General features: G+C 61.4%; 20 protein-coding genes. 9 read left to right on the forward strand and 11 right to left on the reverse strand.

The window, feature by feature from the left end; genetic code table 11:
• The first annotated feature begins 620 nt into the window (after positions 1–620).
• Complete coding sequence (locus tag LVE68_RS14095) at positions 621–1,688, forward strand: branched-chain amino acid aminotransferase (protein ID WP_232941016.1); 1,068 nt, start codon at positions 621–623, stop codon at positions 1,686–1,688.
• A gap of 497 nt (positions 1,689–2,185) precedes the next feature.
• Complete coding sequence (locus LVE68_RS14100; RefSeq protein WP_232941017.1) at positions 2,186–2,782, forward strand: Yip1 family protein; 597 nt, start codon at positions 2,186–2,188, stop codon at positions 2,780–2,782.
• A gap of 66 nt (positions 2,783–2,848) precedes the next feature.
• Here LVE68_RS14100 and LVE68_RS14105 read toward each other — a convergent pair whose 3' ends face one another.
• Positions 2,849–3,406: a hypothetical protein gene (locus LVE68_RS14105; protein ID WP_232941018.1), complete on the reverse strand. Its 558-nt coding sequence runs from the start codon at positions 3,404–3,406 to the stop codon at positions 2,849–2,851.
• A gap of 259 nt (positions 3,407–3,665) precedes the next feature.
• Here LVE68_RS14105 and LVE68_RS14110 point away from each other — a divergent pair, with 259 nt between their 5' ends.
• The gene (locus LVE68_RS14110; RefSeq protein ID WP_232941019.1) at positions 3,666–4,973 is read left to right on the forward strand and encodes a parallel beta-helix domain-containing protein; all 1,308 of its coding nucleotides are present in this window, start codon (positions 3,666–3,668) and stop codon (positions 4,971–4,973) included.
• Positions 4,966–6,117, forward strand: a complete 1,152-nt coding sequence (locus tag LVE68_RS14115; RefSeq protein ID WP_232941020.1) for an SO2930 family diheme c-type cytochrome — start codon at positions 4,966–4,968, stop codon at positions 6,115–6,117. Before LVE68_RS14110 ends, LVE68_RS14115 begins: the two co-directional genes overlap by 8 nt.
• Before the next feature lie 63 nt (positions 6,118–6,180).
• Here the strand turns inward: LVE68_RS14115 and LVE68_RS14120 are convergent, their stop codons facing one another.
• From LVE68_RS14120 to rsxA, 9 genes are all read right to left on the reverse strand, one after another.
• Positions 6,181–8,520, reverse strand: coding sequence for a transporter substrate-binding domain-containing protein (locus tag LVE68_RS14120; protein ID WP_232941021.1), 2,340 nt, complete (start codon positions 8,518–8,520; stop codon positions 6,181–6,183).
• Positions 8,521–8,704: 184 nt separating this feature from the next.
• Positions 8,705–10,951 carry a transporter substrate-binding domain-containing protein gene (locus tag LVE68_RS14125; RefSeq protein WP_232941022.1) on the reverse strand — a complete coding sequence of 749 codons (2,247 nt, stop codon included), beginning with the start codon at positions 10,949–10,951 and terminating at the stop codon, positions 8,705–8,707.
• 134 nt (positions 10,952–11,085) lie between these two features.
• Complete coding sequence (locus LVE68_RS14130) at positions 11,086–11,793, reverse strand: TetR/AcrR family transcriptional regulator (RefSeq protein ID WP_232941024.1); 708 nt, start codon at positions 11,791–11,793, stop codon at positions 11,086–11,088.
• Positions 11,794–11,958: 165 nt separating this feature from the next.
• Complete coding sequence (locus tag LVE68_RS14135; RefSeq protein WP_232941025.1) at positions 11,959–12,672, reverse strand: electron transport complex subunit E; 714 nt, start codon at positions 12,670–12,672, stop codon at positions 11,959–11,961.
• A 1-nt stretch (position 12,673) separates the two neighbouring features.
• The gene (gene rsxG / locus LVE68_RS14140) at positions 12,674–13,354 is read right to left on the reverse strand and encodes an electron transport complex subunit RsxG (RefSeq protein ID WP_232941027.1); all 681 of its coding nucleotides are present in this window, start codon (positions 13,352–13,354) and stop codon (positions 12,674–12,676) included.
• Positions 13,354–14,409 carry an electron transport complex subunit RsxD gene (gene rsxD, locus LVE68_RS14145; protein WP_232941029.1) on the reverse strand — a complete coding sequence of 352 codons (1,056 nt, stop codon included), beginning with the start codon at positions 14,407–14,409 and terminating at the stop codon, positions 13,354–13,356. Before rsxD ends, rsxG begins: the two co-directional genes overlap by 1 nt.
• On the reverse strand, positions 14,409–16,523 hold the full coding sequence (rsxC, locus tag LVE68_RS14150; RefSeq protein ID WP_233006726.1) for an electron transport complex subunit RsxC: 2,115 nt from the start codon (positions 16,521–16,523) through the stop codon (positions 14,409–14,411). The genes rsxD and rsxC overlap by 1 nt, the downstream gene beginning before the upstream one ends.
• 68 nt (positions 16,524–16,591) lie before the next feature.
• On the reverse strand, positions 16,592–17,182 hold the full coding sequence (gene rsxB, locus LVE68_RS14155) for an electron transport complex subunit RsxB (protein ID WP_232941030.1): 591 nt from the start codon (positions 17,180–17,182) through the stop codon (positions 16,592–16,594).
• 9 nt (positions 17,183–17,191) lie between these two features.
• Positions 17,192–17,767, reverse strand: coding sequence for an electron transport complex subunit RsxA (gene rsxA / locus LVE68_RS14160; RefSeq protein WP_232941032.1), 576 nt, complete (start codon positions 17,765–17,767; stop codon positions 17,192–17,194).
• A gap of 413 nt (positions 17,768–18,180) precedes the next feature.
• Here rsxA and LVE68_RS14165 point away from each other — a divergent pair, with 413 nt between their 5' ends.
• A complete protein-coding gene (locus LVE68_RS14165; protein ID WP_232941034.1) occupies positions 18,181–21,066 on the forward strand; it encodes a hypothetical protein in 2,886 nt (961 codons plus the stop codon).
• Between the two features lie 55 nt (positions 21,067–21,121).
• Here the strand turns inward: LVE68_RS14165 and LVE68_RS14170 are convergent, their stop codons facing one another.
• Positions 21,122–22,426, reverse strand: a complete 1,305-nt coding sequence (locus LVE68_RS14170; RefSeq protein WP_232941036.1) for a lipase family protein — start codon at positions 22,424–22,426, stop codon at positions 21,122–21,124.
• A 259-nt stretch (positions 22,427–22,685) separates the two neighbouring features.
• Between LVE68_RS14170 and LVE68_RS14175 the strand changes: the two genes are divergently transcribed.
• From LVE68_RS14175 to LVE68_RS14190, 4 genes are all read left to right on the forward strand, one after another.
• Positions 22,686–23,231, forward strand: coding sequence for a GNAT family N-acetyltransferase (locus LVE68_RS14175; protein ID WP_232941038.1), 546 nt, complete (start codon positions 22,686–22,688; stop codon positions 23,229–23,231).
• 169 nt (positions 23,232–23,400) lie between these two features.
• Positions 23,401–24,276: a glutathione-dependent disulfide-bond oxidoreductase gene (gene yghU / locus LVE68_RS14180; protein ID WP_232941040.1), complete on the forward strand. Its 876-nt coding sequence runs from the start codon at positions 23,401–23,403 to the stop codon at positions 24,274–24,276.
• A gap of 178 nt (positions 24,277–24,454) precedes the next feature.
• Positions 24,455–25,309, forward strand: coding sequence for a GNAT family N-acetyltransferase (locus LVE68_RS14185; protein ID WP_232941044.1), 855 nt, complete (start codon positions 24,455–24,457; stop codon positions 25,307–25,309).
• 342 nt (positions 25,310–25,651) lie between these two features.
• Positions 25,652–26,101, forward strand: a complete 450-nt coding sequence (locus tag LVE68_RS14190; RefSeq protein WP_232941045.1) for a YybH family protein — start codon at positions 25,652–25,654, stop codon at positions 26,099–26,101.
• The last annotated feature ends 134 nt before the right edge of the window (positions 26,102–26,235 follow it).

A 26,235-nucleotide genomic window follows, 5' to 3' on the forward strand; every position in this document is an offset into this window, starting at 1 on the left:
TCTGTCTGTGTCACGGTTGAACCACTTCTATTCCATGTTTTGCCTCACCCGGCCGCAAGCCGGGGCTCGCGATTGGTCGGGCACGATTTCCGCGCGGTACATGCCGGCGGAATTTCTCTCCCTGAAGTGTGGTTCGATTCTCAGTCCCTGACTGTGCCCGGAGGTTTTCAGTTCCGGTCGGCGCGATTTTTTGGCGGTGCAGTAAACCACAGCGCTGTTCGCGCAAGGCCCCTGCCACCTGTTGGCCGGTGTCACCGGGGCGTACTGATGAGTATAGTCAAGCGTCTCAAATCACCCGGTGAGGATGGTAGAAGAAACTGCCGAGTCCTTTTACAGGCTATTACGCACAGTAGCACCGGGCCGGTTCAGTCGTCGTCGTATGGGATTTGCTGTGCGCCACAATTTCAAGTTGATACCGGCGTCACTTCTGCAGCGAAGTGACCGCGGTTCTCAGCGTGGTCAGCTTGCGATGGTCGATCCTTTCCGGAAGACAGCTCTCCTATTAAATGACCGTTAACGCTCAAAGTTTTGCGCAGGTTGCTTGTTGGCAGCAAAGAGGGTTTGGATTCAATCTCGGCAGGGGCCATAATCGGCACAGCATTGATACAGGAGGTCTCCCAGTGAGCATTTATATTGACCCGGCAGTGGCCAGCAGTCTGCGGGGGTTTGAAATGCCCGAGCGGCTCGGGTTTGGCACGGTGATGGCGCCGGTAATGTTTCGTGCCGTCTGCCAGGACGGGTGCTGGAGCAGCGGTGAGCTGGTGCCCTATGCGCCGCTGGCGCTGGATCCGGCGGCCAAGGTGCTGCACTACGCCCAGTCCTGTTTTGAAGGGATGAAAGCCTATCGCACCGGCAACGGCGGGGTGAGCCTCTTCCGCCCCGGGCGCAATGCTGAGCGGATGGCGCACTCAGCGGAACGACTGTGCATGCCGCCGGTACCGGAGGCCCTTTTCATGGATGGTGTCCGTACTGTTGCCGCCTACTGCGCGAACCTGGTGCCGGCCAATAGCGGCGAGTCGCTGTACCTGCGCCCCTTCCTGATCGGTACGCAGCCCGACCTGAGCGTGTCGGCGAGCACCTCCTATGAATTTTATGTGATTGCCAGTCCCTCGGCGGCCTATCATGCCGGCCATATGCGCCTGTGGGTTGAGCGGGAGGATTCCCGCGCTGCCGTGGGTGGCACCGGCGATGCCAAGGTCGGGGGCAATTACGCCGCATCGCTACTGAGTATCTCGCGGCTGAAAGCCCGCGGGTACGACCAGTCCCTGTGGCTCAACCCGGGCAACCGCCATACGGTGGACGAGCTGTCAGGCATGAACTTCTTTGCCGTCATGGAGGGAGAGCTGCACACACCGAAGCTCAATGGCTCGATTCTCGAGGGTGTTACCCGGGACTCCCTGATTGACCTGGCGCGATCCCAGGGCTACACCGTGCACGAGCGCGACATCGATATCGACGACCTGCTGGCGCTGGTCAGGTCCGGTACCTGCAGTGAGGCCTTCGCCTGTGGCACTGCAGCCATTATCAGCCCCATCAGCGTCTTCGGCGACGGTGACCAGCAGTATGAACTGGCGCAGGTACCGGGGCCTGTGTCCGAGCACCTGCGCCAGGCTTTGCTGGATATCCAGGAGGGCAGGGCGGATGACCGCTTTGGCTGGATGCAGCCGGTGTCCCCGGTTGAAGCCTGAAGCACGCGGCTGTCACCGCTGACAGTCCGCCCCCCCATGGCATGGCCCCGGTGGTGGAAGCTCCGGGGCTTCTCCTTCCTGCGCCAGTTTCCCTGTCGGCCCCCTGCCACATTCCACTACCGACGGGGCCGGGTTGATTGGTAGCACAGTTGTCCGGGGCTGTTTCCTGAAGAAACGTCATCACAGCCGATTGCGCTTAATCCAGCACAGCCGTTGACTTGTATGCCGGTAGTGATACAACTGGACGTGAGAATAAAAACAAGCTGGAACTTAGGGAATGACCGCTGGTGGTATTCCTCACTTTGACAAGACGTATCCAGAGCAAATTGAGATCGGTCATCCCCGGCCGTCTTGTGTCCCGCGAAGCGGTCCCCCGGGGACCGCTGGCGGGGCGGCGCAATATGCCTTAAACACGCATAGATCAGAGGAAGTAAAAGCAGTACTGAAGCAGTAGCGCCTTGGCGGACAGTTCCTTACGTTGAGTGAGGAGAAACGGGATGTTGAGCTACATGTTCGGAATGCTGGTACACCCCCGGCAACAGTGGCAGCAAATCGGGAGCCTGTCTGAGAAAGGCCTGCGCCGGCATATTCCCTATGCCATTGTCCTGGCGCTGTTGCCGGCCCTGGCCTGGTTTTACGGCACCACCGAGATCGGCTGGAGTGTGGGCGGTGGCGAGCCGGTGCGGGTCACCAGCCAGAGCGCCCTGTCACTGGTAGGCGCCTTCTACCTGGCCATGGTACTGGGAGTGATCGGCGTCGGTTACTTCATTCACTGGATGGCCAAAACCTACGGTGCTGACACCTACCCCATGAAAGGGATGGTCATTGCCGGGTTTACTGCCACACCCATCTTCATTGCCGGCCTGGCAGGTTTTTACCCCGTGCTGTGGCTGGATATCCTGATTGCGATGCTCGCGGTTGCCTATGCCGTGTACCTGCTCTATACCGGTCTCCCGATTGTCCTGGGGTTATCTGAAGAGCGCGGTTTCCTGTTTGCCAGCGCGGTGGTTACCGTATCGCTGGTGATGGCGGTGGTAGTGATGGTGGGGACGGTGCTGTTCTGGAGTTTCGTTTCCGCGCCGGTATTCCACTGAGTGGGACTGGCCCGGCTCCAAGTCGGGGGAGAAAAAGAAAACGGCGCCCCAGGGCGCCGTTTTTGGTTACTCGACTGCGTCCGGCAGATAGCTGTACTCGATACGGTAGCCGTTGGGCAGCAGCAGTTCCCGGGCTTCGGCGCTGTAGCGGTCCAGCTGGATTTCAACGAGGGACTTGATCACCGCGCGGGGTTCTGTATCCCGGCAGTGGATTTTCATAGCCTCGATATTGCGGTTCTCGCTGACCACCCCGTGCTCCACGATCCGCAACAGGATCGTGTCCCGCCCCAGCTCCAGTTGGTAGCCGGGGCCGCTGGGCAGGGCCATGCGGTACCTGACTGCCCCCCAGGGGCCATCGCACTTGATTGCCTGGTATTCCCGTACGGGGGCTTCCCGATCCAGAATTCCCGAAGCAAACTCCTGCTCCTTGCCGGTAACTTCCTGCTCAACCTCGAACGCATCCCCGGTTTCGGTCAGCAGCTTCAGTTGCAGTGTGCCGCTGGCATGGGCCTGGGTGCAGAGCAGCGTGAGAAGCAGGGTCAGGCGAATGGGGAAAGGGCTGTGCCCCACAGGGCTCACGGGACCGGGATCTGGTGGTGCGCCTGAAAGTAGTCGCAGTTTCATGGTGGCCGGCTCTTTCCGAGTGACTGTGCAGACGATACACAGCCCTTGATTGGGCGGCAAGGTCAGGGCCCGGACCTTATTGCCGTGATGTCCGCGAATGGGCTAGGATTGGCCTGTTTGTAGCCCCGCCAGTTACTGCGGTTGTTAGTTGGTACACGTGTACCAATTGCAGTGTGGCCGGGCTGGGGCCAGGCAGGAGCGCGGGCCCGGCATGCAGATAACTCGAATAACAGAAGAACCTGAATAAAAGGAAATTCACATGAAGACCACTGCCTACATGGGGCTGGCGCTGGCCGCAGTGCTGGCTGCTGCCTGTTCCCAGGACAAGAATCCCGCCGGGAATAACCCGGAAACAGCCGCGGCGTCAGCGAGCGCGGACTTCCAGAAGCAATTACTGAAACAACTGATCTCAGCCAAGCCGGGGGATGTGATCGAGCTTCCGGCCGGGAACTTCGCCCTGAATCGCAGCCTGTCCCTGAATGTGGATGGCGTGACCATCCGTGGCGCCGGTATGGAGAAAACCGTCCTTTCCTTCAAGGACCAGATCCAGGGCGCCGAGGGCCTGCTGGTGAATGCCAGTGATTTCACCATCGAGGACCTGGCGATCGAGGACACCATCGGTGACGCACTGAAGGTCAATGAGGGTGAGAATATCGTTATCCGCAATGTCCGGGTGGAGTGGACCAATGGCCCCGCGACGGAAAACGGTGCCTATGGTATTTACCCGGTGCAGACTGAAAATACCCTGCTCGAGGGCAATGTGGCTATTGGTGCATCGGACGCTGGAATCTATGTGGGCCAGTCGCGCAATGTGATCGTGCGTAACAACCGCGCCGAGTTCAATGTTGCCGGAATCGAAATTGAAAACACCATCGGTGCCGATGTCTACGACAATATCGCCACCAACAATACCGGCGGCATCCTGGTGTTCAACATGCCCAACCTGCCGCAGCCGGGACACAGCACCCGTGTCTACGACAACCGTGTGTTTGAGAACAATACCGGAAACTTCGGCCACGAGGGCACCCCGGTAGCGGCAGTGCCGGCCGGATCCGGTATCGTGATCAACTCCAATGACAATGTGGAGATCTTCAACAACGAGATCGCGGATAACGATACGGCGAATATTATCGTCAGCAGCTATTACACAGCCGGTTACTACTCCGATAAATCCACCCAGGAAGCGTTTGATCCCTATCCCGAGGGTATCTTTATTTATGACAACCAGTTTACCGGTGGTGGCACCTCGCCTGACCACATCGAGCTGAAGGCCCTGAAGCTGGCCAAGTTCGGCCTGGGTGGCAGCCTGCCGGATATCCTCTGGGATGGCGTGGTGAACAGTGACAAGCTGGTGGATGGCACATTGCCGGAATCCCTGAAGCTATGCATTGACAACGGTGATGCCGGCATTATCAATATCGATGCCTCCAACGACTTTAAAAATATCTCCACTGATATTGCGCCGCACAAGTGTGCCCTGCAGAAGCTGCCCCAGGTGGTCCTGGAATTTGACCAGGCCGAGCCGGAAAAAACCGATATGGCAAAACTAGAGGCGGAAGATGCGTAAGCTGTTGTGGGGCGCGGTGCTGGCCCCGATTTTTGCAGCCGCCCTGGGCGGCTGTGAAGCACCGAGAGAGCCGGTGGCGGTTTTCGAGCGCGATGCAGTTCCGGACAAGCTCAGTGACTGGCATATTGTGGAAGCCATCGACGGTGAGTTACTGCCGAACGATGGCGTGCTTCCCTATGACCTGAATACTGCGCTCTTCACCGACTATGCCCACAAATTGCGTACGGTCTGGATGCCCCCGGGCAGCTCGGCGGAGTACGCGGACGAGCGTTTCGAATACCCGGTGGGGACGGTTCTGAGCAAGACCTTTTACTACCCACGGGATACCAGCGGCATCCAGGACGCTGTGCTGCGCACCGATGACTACAGCCGTGATTACGTCGCCGGCCGGACCGGTGAGGCCCTGAACCTGGACAATGTGCGGCTGATGGAAACCCGCCTGCTGGTAAAGCGCGCGGACGGCTGGCAGGCGCTGCCCTACGTATGGAACGCAGAGCAGACCGAAGCGGTGCTGGAAATAGCCGGAGACGCCAGTCGCCTGCAGCTGGTAAGCGGGGAAATCGAGGATGCGGGTTTTACTTATGTGGTGCCGGATGCGAACCAGTGTGCCGGCTGCCATGCGGACAACCATACCGACAAGGCCATCATGCCGCTGGGGCCGCGCGCGCGTCACCTGAACAAGGACTACGCCTACGCGGACGGCGCGCGCAACCAGCTGCTGCACTGGCAGCAGGTGGGTTACCTTAGTGGTTTGCCGGAGATTACCGCGGTACCGCGCAACGTGGATTTCACGGATAGCAGCGAGCCGCTCGAGGCACGCGCCCGTTCCTACCTGGATATCAACTGTGGCCACTGCCACAACCCGGCGGGCGCCGCCGATACATCGGGGCTGATGCTGGATCACCAGGAGTCCGACCGGCGCAAGCTGGGCCTGTGCAAACCACCGGTGGCGGCGGGCACCGGCAGTGGCAACCGCCGGTTTGCCATCGTCCCGGGTGAGCCGGAGGAATCCATCCTCAACTTCCGGGTGGAGACCACCAACCCCGGTGCCATGATGCCGGAACTGGGTCGAAGCCTGGAGCACGAGGAAGGTACGGCATTGCTGCGGGAGTGGGTGGCCTCGATGGGGGGCAGCTGCAGCTGACAACCCCTGCCGGACCCATGTCGGGTGCCAACAATGAAGCCGGCGGTCATTCCGCCGGCTTTTTTACTGGGCGGGAACCTGTGCCACGCCTTCGCCTTTCGGCTCGCGACATTCGGCGATATGTGCCAGCCCGCCCAGGTGCGTGGTTAGCCAGAGTGGGAGAGCAGTGCAGCTAAGGGCCCCCACCTGCTGCTGCCGCTCGAATGCCTCCAGCAGGGCGGCATAGGTCCGGAATCGGGCGGCAATCTTGCGCACATAATCATAGGGTTCCCGGCCCCGGGCATAGCCATATCGCGCCTTCTTGTAATACTTCTCCTGCGAGAGGAGCAGCATGGCTTTCTCGACGTTGTTGAACCACTCCTTGCGCTCCCAGCCTTTTTCCTCAGCCAGGTCCTGGGCATCATAGACATGGCCCAGGCCGGCGTTATAGGAGGCCAGGGTAAACCACATCTTGTTCTCGGGACTGATACCCTTGCCCTCGAACTTGCGGTACAGCCACTGCAGGTATTTCAGGCCCGCACGCACACTGGTTTCCGGATCGAACAGTTTGGTCTCGCCTACCTGCTTGCCGGTATCCGGCATCACCTGCATCAGGCCGCGCGCGCCTACCCAGGACTTGGCCCCGGGGTTGAAACTACTTTCCTGGAACATCTGTGCGACCACCAGGCGCCAGTCAAAGTCATACTCCTTGGCGTACCTCTTGACGATATTGTCGAACGGGGAGATTTCGCCCTTCTCGCTCAGCCCCTTGATTTCGTCACGGGTGCGCTTGGGCTCGTCGAAGTACTTGTGAAACAGGGTTTTTCGCAGCTTGGTAATTTCTTCATCGTTAAAGAACTGGTGTATCGTCTCCAGCAATTGCGGGTTGCTCTCCCGTACCGCCCAGGCGTAAACATTATCCTCCACGCGCAAGTCGATCAGGTTGTCCACATCGTCGCGCCAGTGGTGTTCCAGGCGCACGGTTATATCATCAGCAATTGTGAGGTCGTAATCGCCCTCGGCAACCCGGTCGAGAATCTGGGGGATGGTGAGCTCCTCCGGGACCAGCTCCACCTCGATGTCCGGGTACTGGTCCAGGATTTCCACCAGGACTTCATACTGGCTGCTGGATTCCAGAACATGGATAGTGCGCCCCTCCAGTTCACTAATATCCTCGATGGTTTCCCCTGACCGGCCGACGACACTGACTTTCTCTTCCATATAGGCGGGGCCAAAATCAACCCCGCTCTGCCGGCGTGCATCGGTAGCAGTCAGCAGGCTGGCTGTTAGATCGGCTTTACCTTCTTTCAGGTAATCCAGCAGGTCACTGTGCTTCGGCGCCACGATAATCTCGAGGCGCACGTCGAGATCCTTGGCAAATCTCTGCAGCATCTCGTATTCATAACCCATCACCCGGCCTTTCCACATAAAGTAGGTGCCGGGATGGTTGCGGGTGACAGCCCGCAGTACACCGCGCTCCCTGATCTGGTCCAGGTCACCGACAAAGCGCTGGTCGGGGGTGGTCAGTTTGATATTACGGATGGCATCGTTGATAAACTTTTTAAGCTGCGGGGAGTTCTTGCGGATGCCCGCTGCCAGCTGGTCTTCCCGCTCGAAGACAATATTTTTCTTGAGGTTGTCACGGAACTGGCTTACCAGGCCAAATATCAATTCGTCGATAATGGTGAAATCGATATGCCCCATGGACACCTCCAGGGCCAGTTCGACGTAGTTGGTGTCGACAACTTCAACCTTGAGACCGGGATGCTTCTTTGCCAGTTCCCGGGCCCGCTGCTCAAATACTGTGCCCCTGGTTACCTGTAGGGTTTTGCCTTTTAGTGACTCACCTGCCTTGATATCAGGCATATCGGTCCGGGAGACCAGGGTGTCATGGGTGGACGCTATTGGAATGCTGAAATCAATCAGCTCGCGACGCTCGGAGGTTGGAACCATGTTGTTGGCGATAATGTCCCCCTTGCCCTCTATCAGCATGGGTATCAGCTGGTCGAAGCTTTCCGCGTAAAGCACAACCGGCTCCAGGCCCAGTATTTCCGCCTTTCGCTTGGCTCGCTCGATCTCAATGTCTTGTGGTGTGGCCGCCCGGTGGAGGGAGTCGGTATTGGTGATATCAACAAGGATACGCAGCTTGCCGCGCTTCCTGATGGCATCCAGGTCCCCGGTCTCTATGTAGTTGTCATAGGCGCCGATGGGGTATTCGCCGGTAGTCTCGGGTGACCAGGCGGCTTCCGGCCGCAGGTCGCCCTTGCCGGCCACCCGCTTTGCAAAGCGGTCCCACAGGCCTGCGACTTTCCCCTTTTTGCCGGCTTTTTTTTCACTCTCGCCAGATACAGCGTTTTCTGCAGGCTCTGGTGACTCCTGTACTGGTGGCGCCGTTCCCCCTTCCGCTTCGTCTGCTGTCGCCAACTCGCTCCCACTTTCCGCGGACTCCTGTCCGGTAGCCGGTTCTGTGGCTTCACCGGGCTGAGAGTGCTCGCGGTCGCCTCCACAGCCAACGGCGAGCAGGAATGTTATGAAAAGAACACTGAACGAGAACCAGGGAAGAGTGAACCGCATTAAGTTTTATACCGGTCGATGCTTGCTTCGTTGATTACAGTCTAGTCAGGGGCAGCGCCGGGGCATTGTTGGCGCGATAGCGGACCCGGCTGGTGAAGAGGTATGTCCGTGGGTTTAACCGGGTGCCCTGTTTATTGCGGCGCTCCTGTGCCTCAAGGAGGGCGACGAATGAGCGAAAGCGCGCCTCGATCTTGCGCACGTAATCCACCGGCTCCTGTCCCCGGGCATAACCGTAACGAGCTTGTTTGAAATATTTTTCTTCCGACAACAGCAACATGGCGTTTTCCACACTGTCGAACCAGACCCTGCGATCCCAGCCTTTCTGCTCGGCCAGGTCCTGGGCGTCGTAGACATGACCCAGGCCGGCGTTGTAGGAGGCGAGGGTGAACCAGACCTGGTTCTCCTGGTTGATGCCCTTGTCGTCAAACTTGTCATGGAGCCAGCGCATATACCTGGTGCCGGCCCGGATACTGTTTTCAGGGGTGAAAAGGTCGGTCACGCCCACCTGCTTGCCGGTATTCGGCATCACCTGCATCAACCCCCTGGCACCCACCCAGGATCTGGCGTCGGGGTCGAAATTGCTTTCCTGGTACATCTGCGCGACGATCAGTCGCCAGTCGAAGTCGAACTGCTCCGCGTAGCGGCGCACAATATCGTCAAAAGGGGATATCTGGCCGCTGCGATTGAATTCCTCGATTTCTACCCGCGTGCGCTTGGGGGAATTGAAGTAGCGCTCATAGAGTTCCGGGATCCTGTCATCGGTGCTGGGCTCGGCGAAAAACTCGTTAATGGCCCGAAGTAACTGGGGGTTGGACTCCCGCACCATCCAGGCGTAGCGGTTTTCTTCCCGCGGCAGCCGCAGGGCGAATACGATATCCTCCCGCCAGGCCTGCTCGAGCCGTACGGAGATTTCATCCGCGATAGCCAGGTCGCATTCCCGGTCGACCACCTTGTCGATGACCTGCTGGATATCCAGCTCACCAGGGACCTCCTCGACTTTCATGTCCGGCACCTGCTGCTTGAGCTCTTCTGCCACCTGGTACTGGCTGCTGGCCCGGCGCACACACACCGTCTGACCGGCGAGGTCCTTGACTGCGGCCAGCTTTGCGCCGCTGCGGGCAGCGATACCGGTGGGGCTTGTCAGGTAGGGGTCGGAAAATGCCATGCCCTCCGCTTGCCGGCGCCTGGTGATGGCAAGCAGGCTGGCCGAGATATCCACATCGCCATTACGGAGCAGGCGCACAAAATCCTCGTGGTTCTCGGCCACGGTAATATCCAGCCGCACGCCGAGCGTTTTGGCGAAGTTCTCCAGCAGGCTGAATTCAAAACCCAGGATCTGCCCTTTCCACATAAAGTAAGTGCCCGGGTGGTTGCGGGTGACGGCACGAATCACCCCGCGCTCCCGGATCGCCTCCAGGTCACCGACAGAGCGCTCGCCGGGCCGGGTCAGGCGCACCAGCCGCACCTGCTCATTGATGGCCTCCAGCAGTCGCGGGGAGTCCTTGCGAATGGCCCAGGCAAGCTGGCGCTGGCCGGGAAATACACGATTGGCTTTCAGGTTATCGCGAAACTGTTGCACCAGGCCCAGCGCCTGGCGGTCGACAATGGTGAAGTCCGCGTCGCCGCTGGCCACCTCCACCAGCAGGTCGATGTAATTGTCATCGCGTACCTGTACTTCCACCCGGGGGTGCTGTTGCGCGAAATCCTGCGCCTGGCGCTCGAATTCGGTGCCGGCGGTGACGACCAGGACTTTGCCCCTGAGGCTGCTCTGCCCATCAACATCCGCCGTGTCTGTTGCCGACACCAGGACGACCTCGGTCTCGGCGGTGGGGCTGGAAAAGTCGACTTGCTCTTGTCGGGCATCGGTGACCAGCAGGTTGTTGGCGATCAGGTCACCCTTGCCGGCATTGAGCATGGGGATCAGGTCACTGAACTGTGGCACCTCGAGAATCACCAGTTCCAGGCCCAGTCGACGTGCCATCAGGCGGGCCTGCTCGATTTCCACATCCTGTTGCGTCGCCTCCCGGTGCAGCGCGGCGGAACGACTGGGATCCACCAGCAGGCGGAGCTGGCCGCGCTTCTCAATCGCGGCCAGGTCGCCGGTCTCGGTGTAGTTGTCGTACAGGTCGATGGGGATGGTATCGAGATTGCCGGGCACAGGCGCCGCGGGGCCGCTGCCGGACCCGGGAGGCTGGTCAGTGTCCTGGCCGCTGCGCTCACAGCCGCTGTTCAGCAGCAGGGCGATGGCTATTGCGATCAGTAAGCGCCAGCTGGGTGTCATGGCTAAATGGCACGTTTACAGAGTGTTACCTTGAGCCTAGCCGGCTGCGACGGTGGTGGGGGGAAGTCAGGTGAGCGGCCCCGCCGGGGCGGGGCGCCTTCAGGAAACTGGCTGGTCAGGTGGCCGCGGGGTGCTCAGTCGAGGGCGACCGGCTGGCTGGCGGTGGCCATGGCCGGGATCAGTCCCTTGATCATCATGGTGACGGTACGCTCGAGCAGTGGCGACTCGATATCCACCGCGCCGCAGAGGATCTGGTATTCCAGGTTGAGGATAGTGCCCATGGTGATCTGGGCTGCGGCCTCGGAGTCGGCAACGTCGAGCAGCTGGAAGAACTCCTCGATCAGTGCCTGGTTGGCCTGGTTGGCCATGCGGATGGCCCGTGTCAGCTGCTCATTGCGCAGGGCCTCGTTGCGGAATGCCAGCTCGATCAGGCGGAAGTCGCGCTGGCTGGCCTGGGAGCGCACGTGGGTGAGGATAAAGCGGGTGAGCTGTTGGGTCAGCAGTTTTCGCCCGCCAGCAGAGGCGCGCTCCTCTTCCGACAGGGCCCGGGCGGCGGCGAAGCTGTCTTCCTGCAGCTGGCGCGTGTGCTCCAGCCCCTGTTCCACGAAATAGGTAAAGGCGTCGCTGATCAGGTCATTGAGGTCTTTGAAGTAGTAGGTGGTGGCGGCGAGCGGCACGGAGGCCTCGCGGGCAACGGCGCGGTGGCGGATACCGCGGATGCCCTCTTTGACGATCAGGCGCAGGGTCGCTTCCAGAATCGCCTTGCGACGCTGGCGGCTGTCGGCGCGCTGGGCGCGGCGGCCGTGATATACGAGTTCAGACTTTCCACTGTCCATTGTCATGGCTGTAATCCCTTTTTATTGTGTACATATCCGATCATTCCCCTGATCGGGCGTACCATTCTAGCCAAATTGGGCCCCGTGACTAGCGCCATTTGGACGAATGTGGTGCCAACCAGCTTACAGTGTCTTACACCCCATGTGGCCGATGCTCGCTGCTGGTGCATCTCAGGAAATCTTGCCGGTAACGCGCACCCGTTTGGCTCCGGGGACGATCCTTACCTGCTGGCTGCGGCGGCGCTCGATGCCCGCGTCGATGGCATTCTTCGCCGCGATCAGCAGCCCGGCCACCAGGAAAGCGCCCGGCGGCAGTACCGCCACCAGGAAGCCCGGGTAGTCACTGCCCAGTACCGGGATGGCCCAGTCCCTGGCGACCGGTCCCAGTAACAGGTCCATGTCCGCGAACAGGGTACCCTGGCCCAGTATTTCGCGGATGGCCCCAATCGCAATCAGCACCGCCATAAAGCCCAGCCCCATCATGAAGCCGTCCACCACCGACGGCAGGACCGGGTTCTTGCTGGCGAAAGCATCGGCGCGGCCGAGAATTGCGCAGTTGGTGACAATCAGCGGGATAAAAATGCCCAGCACCAGGTAGAGCTCATAAGTGAACGCCTTCATCAGCAGTTCAGCACAGGTCACAAAGGTGGCAATGATCATCACCGACACTGGCAGCCGCACGGTCTCCGGCATCTGCCGGCGCACGATGGACACTGCCAGGTTGGAGCAGGTCAGTACACCGATGGTGGCCAGGCCCAGGCCGATCGCATTGACCACCGTACCGGTAACCGCCAGCAGCGGGCACAGGCCCAGCAGTTGTACCAGGGCCGGGTTATTGTTCCACAGGCCGTTGCGGCTGATCTCGCTATAGCCGGGTGTTGCCATCTTACTGCTCCTCCTGGCCGGACTCGGTGGGCTGCTCAACTTCCACCGCACGCTCGGAAACGGGCGCGGAGAAAATTTCCTTGCGGTGTTCGGCGACGAAATCCAGCACCTCGCGCACCTGTGTCACCACGGCCCGCGGGGTGATGGTGGCGCCGGAGAACTGGTCGAAGGCTCCGCCGTCCTTCTGTACCTTCCACTGGCCCCGCGGTGGGTTACCCAGCGACTTGCCATTGAAGCCCAGGATCCAGTCGCTTTTCTTGACCTCGATCTTGTCGCCCAGGCCCGGGGTTTCACTGTGGCTGGTTACCCGTACCCCTGCAACAGTACCGTCCCGGTTGACGCCCACCAGCAGGTTGATGGGGCCGCCGTAACCATCCGGCGCGACTGTGGGAATAATGACTGCACTGATACGGCCTTCCTCGCGCGCCAGGTTGATATCGCCACCGTCCTTCAGGCCCAGGCGCGACCAGTACTGGCGCGGGATGGGATAGGTGTCCACCAGCATGTCGTTGCTGTGACGGTCCAGCGGGATGATTTCCAGCAGTGCCTTGGCCGAGGCTTCGCGAATGGCCCGCTCGATGGGCTCGCGGGTGGTGATCTGGGTTATTGCCAGGGTGCCCGCGGTCACCAGGGCGAACAGCGCCAGGATAACCGCATTGCTGGCCATGGAGCGTTTCAGCATTACTGCTCCTCCTCGCCTTCGGTGGCCTTGCGTGGAGCCTTGTGGCCGTAGGTGCGTGGCAGCGTGTAGTTGTCGATGGTGGGCGCGGCAAAGTTCATCAGTAGCACGGCAAATGCCACGGCGTCGGGGTAACTGCCCCAGGCCCGGATGATAAAGGTTATCAGGCCCACGCCCGCGCCGAACACCAGCCGGCCCTTGTTGCTGGTGGCGCCGCTCACGGGATCGGTGATGATGAAGAAAGCGCCCAGCATGGTGGCACCAGAGAACAGGTGCAGCGCGGGGGAGCCCTCGCTCAGCGAGCTGCCGCTGTCATAGAACAGCAGCGACAGCAGGGTCAGGGTGGCCAGCATCGCCACCGGGGCGTGCCAGGTAATCACGCCGCGGTAAAGCAGGAACAGGCCCCCGAGCAGGAATCCCAGGTTGACGGTTTCCCAGCCAAGACCGGCCACCGTGCCCAGGTTCAGCATGGGCTCCATCTGGTAGAGCTGCTCGAGAAGGATCGAGTCGTTCAGCCGCACGATTTCCAGTGGGGTCGCACGGGTGAAGCCGTCGACATTGTAATTGCCGAACACCAGTGAAAAGGCCTCGCCGAGACCGGGGGTGCCCTGGATCAGCTCACCCGGCGCCACCCAGCGGGTCATCGCCAGCGGGAAGCTGATCAGCAGCACCACATAACCCACCATTGCCGGGTTAAACGGGTTGTAGCCCATGCCGCCATAGAGTTGTTTCGACAGCACGATCGCTACGGCACTGCCCACCACCGGCAGCCACCAGGCGCAGTAGGGTGGCAGGGCAATGCCCAGCAGCAGCGCGGTGACAAACGCGGTGTAATCCTTGAGGTAAAAGGCCACCGGGCGATTGCGCAGTTTCATGATCGCCGCCTCGCACGCGAGAGCCGTGACGGTGCACAGGGCGATATTAATCAGTACGCCGATACCGAAATACAGCACCAGGGCCAGCACGCCGGGGATGGTGGCTGCGGCGACCTGCAGCATCACACCGGCGGTACGGTCACCGGAGCGGGCATGGGGTGAGGACATGCGCATCAGTGACATTATTGATCCCCGCCCTGTTCCTGTTGTTGGCGCATTTTCTGGTCCAGTTTGTCCTGTAGTTTCTCCAGTGCGGTAGCAAAGGCATCGACGTTCTGGTCGTCTTCTTCCCGCGCCTTCTGTAATCGCGCCTCGGCTTTGGCCACGCGGGCCTTCAGGGCCTCGACCTCTGCGGCAAGCTTCTCTGCCGGATCCATGTTGGCCCGCGCCGCGGCGGCTGCCCTGGCCTTTTCAATTGCTTCCTGTGCCCTGGACCTTTCTCCCGGGGACGCATCCTTGTCGCTGTCACCGCTGCCCTTTGTCCCCGCCGCGGCGCTGCCGGCCTGCGCCTCTGCAGCGTCGGTGGCCGCCGAGGGGCTGGACTTGGCCTGGGCTTCGGCAAACTTGCGCCGGGCTTCCTGCAACTTGAGCTGTGCTTCCTTCAGCTGCGCCGCCAGCTGGTCGCGCTGGCCCTCGTCGGCGGCGTCGAGCTTTTTCTGCATGCGCTCGACACGGCTTTCGGCACTGGTCAGTGAGCGCCTGGCCCGGGCCAGCTGTTGCTCCGGCGACGATTGTTTCGCCTTCACCCGGGCCAGCGCCGCGGCCACCACATCGGCCTCCTCGTCGGCGGCCTTGTCCCCGCTGGATGCCGCTTCCTGCTCGCGCTGCTTGCGCGCCAGTTCTGCGGCTTCCCGGCGGGCCTTGCGCTTGGCTTCCTTTTCCCTCTCGGCTTTTTCCAGTCGCAGTTTGCGGAACTCGAAGCGCTCGCGGGCGCGATCGGACTTTTCCTTTTCCTCTTCGGCGATGCGGATATCGCCCTTGGCGGCGCGGTAATACTGCACCAGCGGTATCGTGCTGGGGCAGACATAGGAACAGGCGCCGCACTCGATGCAGTCGAACAGGTTATATGCCTGCAGTTTTTCGCGATCGTCCGCGCGCGCGTACCAGTACAGCTGCTGTGGCAGCAGAGAGGCCGGGCAGGCCTCGGCACAGAAGCCGCAGCGAATGCAGGCCTGGGCCGGAGGGGGGGGCGGCAATTCACTGTCGGTGGGTACCAGCAGGCAGGTGGTGGTCTTGATCACCGGCGTGCTGTCGTCCTCGATGGTGAAGCCCATCATGGGGCCGCCGTGGATGATCCGCTGCATCAGGCCGCGGTGCACACCGTGGTGCTTGAGAATATGGCGGATGGGGGTGCCCAGCGGCACCTCGATATTGCGGCTGCGCTCCAGGGCTTCGCCCACCACCGTCGTGACACGACTGACCATGGGTTCGCCGAAGCGCACCGCGCGGTAGACGGCCCTGGCAGTTCCGGTGTTCTGGCAGATGACCCCCACGTTGGCCGGCAGGCCCCGGTTGGGGACCTCGCGGCCGGTAAGTATCTGGATCAGCTGTTTCTCGCCACCGGAGGGATACTTGGTGGGATAGACGACGATATCGAAACGGGTGCCCTCGGCAGCCGCGCGCATGGCCTCGATTGCCTCGGGCTTGTTGTCCTCGATGCCGATCAGGACCTGGTCCGGCTCGTCGAGGATATACGCCATCATCTCCACGCCGGCGATGATCTCCCCGGCGCGTTCGCGCATCTGCATGTCATCGGCGGTAATGTAGGGCTCGCACTCGGTGCCGTTGATGATCAGGGTGTCGATCCCGGTGCCGCCGTGGGGATCCAGCTTTACCGCGGTGGGAAAGCCCGCACCGCCGAGGCCGGCAACGCCGCAGTCGCGAATTTTCTCCAGCAGTTCCACCGGTGCCAGCTTGCGGAAATCCTCGCAGGGATGCAGCTCGCACCAGCGGTCCTCGCCATCGGTGCGGATGGTAATCGTATCCACCGTCATCCCGGATGGGTGCGGCATGGGGCCGGGCTCGATGGCCTCTACGGTGCCGGAGCTGGGGGCGTGGATATTGCCGCTGATCAGTCCGTCGGCCTCGGCGATCAGCTGGCCCTTCAGTACCCTGTCGCCCAGTTTCACCAGGGGGATGGCGGCGGCGCCGGTATGCTGGATCAGTGGGACCACCAGCTTTTCTGCCAGCGGAATCGTGCCGATGGGCTCGCCGGTGGACTGGTGCTTGTTCTCCGGCGGGTGGATGCCGCCGGGAAAGTCGTTTGGTTCCAGCGCGCGCTTTTCCTCGCGCGCGATCAGGCGTGCCTCGCGGGCGGCGCGACGTTCGTCGGCGGATTCGCGTGATGACTTCAACTGCTCTGGGCTCACGCCACATCCCTCCTGTCGCTGGCAATCAGCTCCACACCATCAGCCGGCTTGGGCGGGTGCCAGTCCTGCAACGGGGTTTCCACCGGCACCATATCGATACAATCCACAGGGCACGGCTCGACGCACAGGTCGCAGCCGGTGCACTCATCCTCGATAACGGTGTGCATGTACTTGGCCGCGCCGACAATGGCATCTACCGGACAGGCCTGGATGCACTTGGTGCAACCGATGCACTCCGCTTCGCGGATAAACGCCACTTTCTTGACGTCCTCAACGCCGTGCTCGGCGTCCAGGGGCAGAGGCTCCACATCCAGCAGGTTGGCCAGTTCGTTGATGGTGCCCTGGCCACCCGGCGGGCACTTGTTGATGCTGTCGCCGTGGACGATGGCCTCGGCATAGGGCCGGCAGCCAGGGTAGCCGCACTGGCCACACTGGGTCTGTGGCAACAGGGCGTCCACCTGCTCCACCAGCGGGTCGCCCTCGACCCGGAAGCGCACGGCGGCGAAGCCCAGCAGGGCGCCGAATACCAGCGACATGCCGCCAAGCACGAGCAGGGGAGTGGAAATTTCGGGTAACCAGTCCAGCATGCTGCCCCCCTATACCAGGCCGCTGAAGCCCATAAAGGCCAGCGACATAAGCCCGGCGGTGATCATGCCAATGGCAGCACCGCGGAACGGGGTGGGGACGTCCGCCGCGAACAGGCGTTCGCGCATGGCGGAAAATAGGATCAGTACCAGCGAGAAGCCCACCGCGGCACCGAAGCCATAAAGGGTGGACTGCACGAAGTTGTGCGCTTTCATGGTGTTCTGCAGTGCCACGCCGAGCACTGCGCAGTTGGTGGTGATCAGGGGCAGGAAGACCCCCAGCACCCGGTGCATCAGCGGGCTGGTTTTCTCGATAAACATGCGCGCGAACTGCACCACCACCGCGATAACCAGGATAAAGGAGATGGTACGCAGGTAGCCGATATCAAACGGCTCCAGCAGGTAGGTATTGACCAGGTAGGAGCAGATGGACGCCAGCGTAAGCACAAAGGTGGTGGCGCCCGCCATGCCTACGGCGGTCTCCAGCTTGTTGGAGACGCCCATAAAAGGACACAGGCCGAGAAACTGCACCAACACGTAGTTGTTGACCAGAATGGTGCTCAGCAGGATGACAGCAAATTCGGTCATGGTTCTCCGGGATTGGCCTGGTGCTGGTTGTCGAAGCCCGGTGGTCCAATCGGAAAGTTCGGTAACAAAGGAGCATAGCCAAAGCGTCCAGGTCAAGGCGAGGAAGCGCAGGAATAGTGGTTCTATTTCAGGCTTTCTCAACGCAGAGCCGGGCGTTCTGGCGAAGCGAACTGTTACATGACGTTCCGCCTGGGCCACTCGCACTGGTTTACCCCACTCCCGCGCACGGGGCCGCGTCGCGACGAGGGCCGGGGGAGAGGGGTGCGGTGGCATACCGCGCAGGGGCGGTATTATGGGTGAGTCCTATGGGGGGTTCAACACGGGCTTGTCGACAGGCCCCGCGGCTGCTGGCTTTTGTCTCCACCACTGGCTTATTCTCACTCTGTATAACAATAACCTGCAAGGAGCACCCCATGGATTTCCTCTCGCGCCGGTCCCCCGCCGGTGAGGTACTCGAAAGTCTTGGCCTGGATAAAGAGGTGGAGTTGCTGTTGGCCCTGGATGGCCTGCAACGCCACTGGCCGGACCTGCAGAGCGGCACTGCCGCCAGCTCCCCCCTGGATTACCTGTTTACCCTGGAGGATGAGCTGGACTCCCAGCGCCCGCGGCTGGAACAGCTGGATATCGATCCGGCGCCCCTGGCGCAGCTGGCTGCCAGCCTGCGGGGCGCCTATGCCGACAGTGTGCCGGCACCGCTGCGCCGGCTATTGCGGCGGGTGGACAGTTTTGCCGATAGCGCAGGTGATGATCCGGGCCTGGTGCAACTGCAGCTGTTGGATAGCTCTGCCGCCACAGAAGCCGCGTTGCCGGCCGGAAGCCCAACACTGGCCGTGGGTGGAGAGGGCGGGGCGCAACTCGAGCTCGAGGCCTGCGACCGGCCGGAATTCATGCCGGTAGCTGCTGTCGGCGCGGGCGCCGGCCTGGAACCACTGCGGATCGGCCTGGCGGGCCAGTTGCACGCTCGGGGGCAGTTGGGCGGTGATGTGTCGGGTGGCGGTCCGACGGGCGGCATCGTGGCCCATGCCGACGGTGAAGCCCATGGCCGGCTCGATTACTGGTTCCATGTGCCCGCGGGCGCGCGCTTCGCTGCCGCCGCCGCCACCAGCCTGCGGCAGCTGCCATCCCCCTTCGATATAGAAGCAATTGCCGCCGCCGACGACCTGGCCGCACTGCACTGGCAGTCCGCCGGCCGCCTGGACGCCGGGCTGGAGCTGGAGTACAGCCTGCTGTCGGCCACCGGGGCGGTTGTGGCGGATGCGGGCCTGACTCTGTCTGCCAGTTACCGGGCAGAGCGGGAATTGCAACTTACCGCCTGGCCGGAAGGTGGGCGACTGGCGCTGCGGATCCGGCGCATCCGCGGCAGTGAAAGGAGTGGCAGTGCCGGGCTGGGTATCCAACTGGATATTTCCGGGCTGGTGGACCAGGTACGTGAGCGCCTGGTAGAGCCCTGTCTTCGCGACTACGAGTCGCTCTACCAGCGCTTTGGTGCGTACCTGAAGCCGGGCGACCTGCTGCAGACAGAGTACCGCGAGCTGCTGGATGCTGTGGTGGCCAACGTGACGACGGACCCGGACCTGCAGACCCTGTTGCGCCTGGCCGGCGGTGCCGAAACGGACCAGGATAGCCTGCGGCAATCGGTGGCGGAGCAACTGGTGCGCTGGCTGGACAGTGGCCCGGGGGTTTTCAGTCGCGCCACGGAACCGGCGCTGGCCCGCGAGGGGGCGGCCGCCGTTATCGAGGCCCTGCCTGCCGGGGTACCCCCGCAGTTGCGCGGGCGTATTGCCGACGAGGTTCATGGATTGCTGGATTCGCTGCAGGGCAAGCTGGCGGAAACGGTTGAGGAGCAGGCGGCGGATGCCGCCGGGGCCCTGGTGGATGAGCTGGCCGGACTGGGCGGCAGTGTCGCCAGCGCAGTAGAGTCCGCCTCCGGTCAGCTGGACGCGGCACTGGCCGGTGTCCGCGCGGCACTGGAGAAAATCGACGCGCGTATTCGCGCACTGGCCGCGAAGATCGAGGCCGTGGCACGGCGCAGGATCGAATTAACAGTCCTCGGGCGGGAACAGCGATTGCGCCGGCAGGAAGCGGAAATCGAGCTGCGCCTGGAACCGGGCTCTGCAGCCGGTTCCGAGCTCTATCGCCGGCTGCTCTCTGGTGACCTGGAGGCGCTGGCCGCGCTGGTGGACGGGACTGCGGAGTCCCTGCCGGGCCTGGAACTGGTTGCCGGCAGTGCCAGCGACCTGCTGGAGCGCCGGGAAACCCGCGGCAGTGAGATGGCGTTGCTGGGGTTGTCCCTCGGTAGCCTGTCGATCGTCGACAGTCGTGTGCAGGTGGAGCAGGACCTGGCGGGTAATGTTGCCATCCAGTCGCGGCTGGAAGTGCAGCGGGCACTGGACGGTATCCGTGAACAGCAATCAGCGGGCTTCCTGTCCCTGCTCAATATACGTCGCGGTGGGCAGCGCAGCCTGCCCCTTAATCTCACCGTCACCCAGCGTGATGAGCGACTGCAGCTCGATGAGCTGGAAATGTTTGTCGATACCCTGGTAACGAGCGGCCTGCTGTCGCCGGAAGCGGGCCGGCTTGCCGTACAGGGCTACTGCCAGTGGCAGGAACGTGCGGGTAGCGGGTTTATCAATGCACGGATTGAGGCCCGGCTTGCGCTGGAGGGAGAGGCGCTGGAATCCCTGCTGAACTATGCGGATCCGGGAAATACCTCTGATACCCAGCTGCTATCTGATGTATTACAGGCGCTGCGGGACTTTGACGTGATCAGTGAAAACCGCCAGGCAATTGCCTGCCGGGCAGTGCGGCAATTGCACCGACGCTATCGCCATTATGAGGGGGCCATCGGCCTCTTCACTGAATTCAATGCCGGCCCGCGGAGTGAGGACCGGCCCCTGGCGGGCCGCGATGATTTCTTTGCGGCGCCGTTTGCCAATTGCCTGGAAAACCCCCAGGTGCGGAGCCTGGACTCCCGTGGCCTGCGGGATGCCCGCCGCATGCATCTGTTTGCCAAGAGCTGGGCATTGATACTGCGCAAACTGCACCAGCACTACCACGCTGGTAATGGCATCGGGGACGGGACGGGGCTTGACCGGGACAACCGCCTGCTGGCGTTCTGCCTGCACCGCTGGTTGCGGGTAAAACAGCATTTCCTGTTCCACCCTGCCGACAGTATGTCAAAACAGACCATGGCATTTGTCGGCCTGCTGGCGCGGGCTGCGGGAATGGATGGCGATCCACCCCTCGCGATTGTGATGGAACTGGAGGGAGAGCCACAGTCCCTGCGGCTCTATAGCTGAACATTGCCCGATTGGCTGGGAGCGGAATTGCCGGTGATTAAGCGGTAGTTCCGGCTCAGTCCTCGGTCTCGCTTTCAGTCTCCTTACTTCGCGCCGGTTGCTTGCGCGGTGCCGGCGACTTGCCGGAGGTTGCAGTCCTGCGTTTACGCGTGGTTGTGGCCTTCTTCGCCGGTGCCTTGCCTGCGGTGGTCTTTTTCCGGGCGCTGTCCGCCGGGCCAGAATCTACCGGGGCGGCGGTTTCCCGGGTGGCTTCCTCCACCGGCACGGTTTCCGGTGAACTTGTGGGCACGGCTGCGGACCGCAGCAGGTTGAGGTTGCGGCGCAGCATATGGGCCTGCAGCATATCGCTGTAAAGCCGGATGGAGTGGAAACCGGCCACACCCTTTACGTCGGGCAGGGTGCTGAGCCAGGCGCGCCAGATACTCTGCATGCGCCAGAAGATATTCGCCGAGAAATCCACACGCATTTTGCGGAAACCGAAATTGTTCTCATCGGGATCGTTGGGCGCATGCTTGATAAACACCCGGAATCCCGTGTGGTAATAGCCCAGCACCTTCTGGCGCAGCCAGCGGGCCAGGTGCAAGGTACCGTTCAGTGGGATAAGGCGCAGCAGGGCGAGCACAGCACCAAACCCGTAACCGAACGGAACCATCGGCACAGGGTCGCCGCCCATCTCGAGTCGGTAGATGGGTGTTTTCACCCGGCGAAAGTAAGGCTGGTCACCGGTGCGGGGGCAGCCGTAGACATAGGTGGCACCGTCACCGTCCGGGTTCAGCTCCCTGGTGCAGATAAGCGCCAGCGCGCCGCCGAGGCTGTGGCCGAAAATGTACAGGGGCAACTGCGCCCTTTTCAGCAGGTCATTTTCAATCTGGGCGCGGACATTCTCGAAAGCCCGCTTGAAACCGGTATGAACCCGCCCCTGGTTGCCGGCCGGCATCAGTGGGAAACGCAGGTCGGTGATGATGTCCCAGGCATTCAATTCTGTGCCGCGGAAGCACAGCACCAGTACTTTATGGCCTCCGCCGCCATCCATTTGTGCCAGCAGTGCCTGGGTCTCTGACACATCATAAAAATTGATCGGCTCAAAGTTGTTGTCCTGCAGAATATGGCGGATATCCGGTTCGAGCCCACAGCTATTGCTGTGCAGGTGGCTGCTCCAGGCGGCCAGGACTTCCCGGCGCTCGGTATCATTGCTGCATTTGCCCAGCTTGTGCAGCAGGCCAGTCAGGTCAGCATCGGGTGTAAAAGGCTCGTAGACCAGCCTGGACAGCTCGGCACCGATATAGGCCATGCGATCGCTGTAGGCGGCGCGGCCCATGGGCAGGCCCGGCAGGCGTTTCATTCCCTCGAAGTAATCCACGGCTATTCTCCTTGATTATCATCTGCTCCCGGCACGGGGGCTGCAGTGGCAGCACGTATTATTGTGGCAGTGGCCAGCAGGTTAGCTGAGTTTAACCGGTTTACGTCGTGGTTAAAGTGCCGCCTGGCTGGTTATCGCCACAGAACATTATCCAGCCCTTCAGGAAAGCAGGGTAAGTTGTTGAATTCTTTTAGGCATGCATACTTGCCAGGCTGGAAAAAATTATTGAATGGCCTGCCGCTTACAGGGACAGCAATCCATGATCCGAAACGTCGATAATGCCGATGCCCGGCCAATTGCAGATATCTATAACCACTACATCTCCAGTAGCTTTGCCACATTCGAAGAGAAGCCAGTTTCGGAGCAGGCGATGCGGGAGCGGTTCGCCGGCATCGCCGCACAGGACCTCCCCTGGCTGGTGGCCGAGAACGACAGTGATGATTTGGTTGGCTACGCCTATGCCACCGGCTGGAGAGCCCGTTCCGCCTACCGCCACTCGGTGGAGATTACCGTTTATGTTGCGCACACCGAGCTGTCCTGTGGCTGGGGCAGGCGCCTCTACGATGCCCTGTTCAGGAGGCTGGAGATTCTCCAGGTACATTGTGTAATCGCTGGCATCACGCTGCCCAATCCGGCCAGTGTGTCCCTGCATGAGCACTTTGGTATGAAAAAGGTGGCCCACTTCGAGCAGGTGGGCAGGAAATTCGGCCAGTGGGTCGATGTGGGATACTGGCAGCGGTTACTGGATATCGCTGGAATCGAGAGCCTGCAGCCTTCGCATGGGTTGCCAGATCCTGCTGGTTGATTGCGGGTTTCCGTAAAGAAGCGTCATTTCGGTTGCCCGCTTGCCGTTGGCCCTTGAAGGTCTGTTTGCCGACCCGCACCGTAGATATCCCGGCCAGCTTTCGACAACCGGCGAGGCGGCCAACCGGACTGTCGAATCCGTCCGCAATCCATTCACAGGAGTAAAGAGTATGTCCGACACCACCTACACCCCGCCCAGAGTCTGGAAATGGGATGCCGGTAGCGGGGGCAGGTTTGCCAATATCAATCGCCCCGTGGCCGGCCCCACGCACGAGCGCGAGTTGCCGGTGGGTGAGCATCCCCTGCAGCTCTATTCACTTGCGACACCAAACGGCGTCAAGGTAACCGTGATGCTGGAGGAACTGCTGGCCGCGGGTTTCGAGGGGGCCGAGTACGACGCCCACCTGGTCAATATCCTTGAGGGCGACCAGTTCGGCAGCGGCTTCGTGGACATCAACCCGAACTCCAAGATCCCCGCCCTGGTGGATCACAGCAGCGACCCGGCAATCCGGGTATTCGAGTCCGGCTCTATCCTTCTCTACCTGGCGGAGAAGTTCGATGCTTTCCTGCCCGCGGACGCAGCGGGACGCACGGAGACCCTCAACTGGTTGTTCTGGCAGATGGGCACCGCCCCGCTGTTGGGCGGCGGCTTCGGGCACTTCTACGCGTATGCGCCGGAAAAGTATGAGTACCCGATCAATCGCTACACCATGGAAGTGAAGCGGCAGTTGGATGTGCTCGACCGGCGCCTGGCCGATCACCGCTATGTGGCCGGTAGTGGCTACACCATTGCCGATATGGCCATCTGGCCGTGGTTTGCAGCGGTGGTGCGCAACGAGGCCTACGACGCTGCTGAGTTCCTCGAGGCGCACACCTATAGCAACGTAAATCGCTGGGTAGATGAGATTGGCGAGCGCCCGGCAGTGCAGCGGGGCAAGATGGTCAACCGCACCTGGGGCGAACCCAGTGGGCAATTGCGGGAACGGCACGATGCCGCTGATTTTGCCACCCGCACCCAGGACAAGCTGGCCGAAGAAGAGGCCTGATTCCTGCCCCAACCGGCGGCGCGGCCACCCCGGCCCGCCGCCTTTGCCAGGGCAAGCTCCTACCGCTTTTTCCTGGTCCCAATTCTGCCCCGGCCTCGATGGCCGCTTTATTCTCCCGCCGGCGAGACTACAGTTAGGACACAAGTAACCGGACATTGAACTGGCTGGAGAGGGGCTTGTGAGCGACTTTACAATCCGCAATATGCACCCGTCAGAACTCTGCCTCGCACTGGACTGGGCCCAGCGGGAGGGCTGGAACCCGGGGCTACATGACGCTGCCTGTTTTTATGCGGCCGACCCGCGCGGCTTCTTTATCGGCCTTGAGGACGACAAGCCGGTGGGCTGCATCTCAGCGGTGCGCTATGGCGAGGACTTCGGTTTTCTCGGGCTGTATATCGTTGATCCGGCGCGCCGCGGCTGCGGCTACGGCGAGCGCCTGGCTGCGGCCGGGATGGACTACCTTGCGGGTCGTACCATGGGCCTGGACGGCGTGGTGGCCCAGCAGGAAAACTATCGCCAGGCCGGGTTTGGCCTGGCCCACCGCAATATGCGCTACCTGGGCCTGACCGGACAGGGGACCGCTGGAGCGCAGGATACTCACGCCGTGGTGCCTCTCTCCTGGGTCCCGTTCGCGGAGGTCGCCACCTATGACCACCAGTTATTCCCCGCCCCGCATGAGCATTTCCTGCATGCCTGGATCTCCCAGCCGGACTCGGTGGCACTGGGAGCGGTGGAAAATGACGAATTACACGGATACGGCGTGATGCGGACCTGTCGCGAGGGCTACAAGATAGGCCCGTTATTCGCCGACGACGCGGACCTGGCCGAACGCCTTTTTTTGGCCCTGACGGCCAGTGTGCCCACCGGGCGCCCCGTCTACCTGGATATTCCCGAGGTGAACCCCCAGGCGCAGAAACTGGTAGAGCGTCACAGGATGGAGATGGTGTTTGAGACTGCCCGTATGTACTCCGGGCCACCGCCGCAGTTGCCCCTGGAGCGGGTTTTCGGAATAACCTCCTTTGAACTGGGATAGACCGCCCGGGCTGGCTGGCCGGCGCCATTTCCGACGTCAATGCCGCGTGAGCCCCACTTTAGTGGTCTTTGCTGGCAGTGCGGCATTGCAATACCCGCGGCACCTGTGATGTTATCAGTTAATCAAAATTATTAAGTTTCTGCGGGTGCGTGGGCCTACGTTGCGTACTTACCCCGCTGACATAAATCATAAAACGATAAGAACTATGCCCCGCAGTCAGGGGCCTTGTGTCCCGACCATCCTCTTGCACACGGCAGTATCAGCCAGCGTAAAACGCTGCAAATCGTTGCAATAAGAGAGTATTGCCAGGAGGCATGATTAATGAAATTTCCCAGAGTCCCCTTGTTTGTAATTTTTCTGGCATTCGTTGCCGTCGGCTGCGAAGCACCTGAGGAAAACGATAATGGCACTGTCCGTGCCGGCATTGAGGCCGCCAACGCAAAATGGATGCATGCCCTTGAACAGGGCGATGCCGAAGAGCTGGCAGCCATCTATACCACGGACACCCAGCTGTTGCCGCCCAATAGCGGGATGCTGAGTGGTCGCGACGCCGTCCGTAAAGTATTCCAGGGCATGATGGATGCCGGCATCCAGATAAAGCTGCAGACCGTCGAGGTGGAAAGCCTCGGGGGCACGGCAGTAGAGATTGGCAATGCGACGGTGATCGGGCCAGACGGCCAGACCCTGGACAGTGGTAAGTACCTGGTAACCTGGAAGAAGGTCGGGAAAGACTGGAAAATGCACCGGGACATCTGGAACAGTAGCCTGCCACAGCCGGGAGCAGGCAGTTAAGGGCGACTGACGGCCGCGGTCGCGATTCGGGATCTGCACACTATCCTTCCTGCAGAATGCAGCCCTGTTAACCAAGTGCCGGGCCTGTCTTATCGCCGCACGGCATAAGCCGTGAATCCGGGGCCAGCTGCCGA

Origin of the sequence: Microbulbifer sp. YPW16 (assembly GCF_021290385.1) — a bacterium.
GTDB lineage: Bacteria > Pseudomonadota > Gammaproteobacteria > Pseudomonadales > Cellvibrionaceae > Microbulbifer > Microbulbifer zhoushanensis.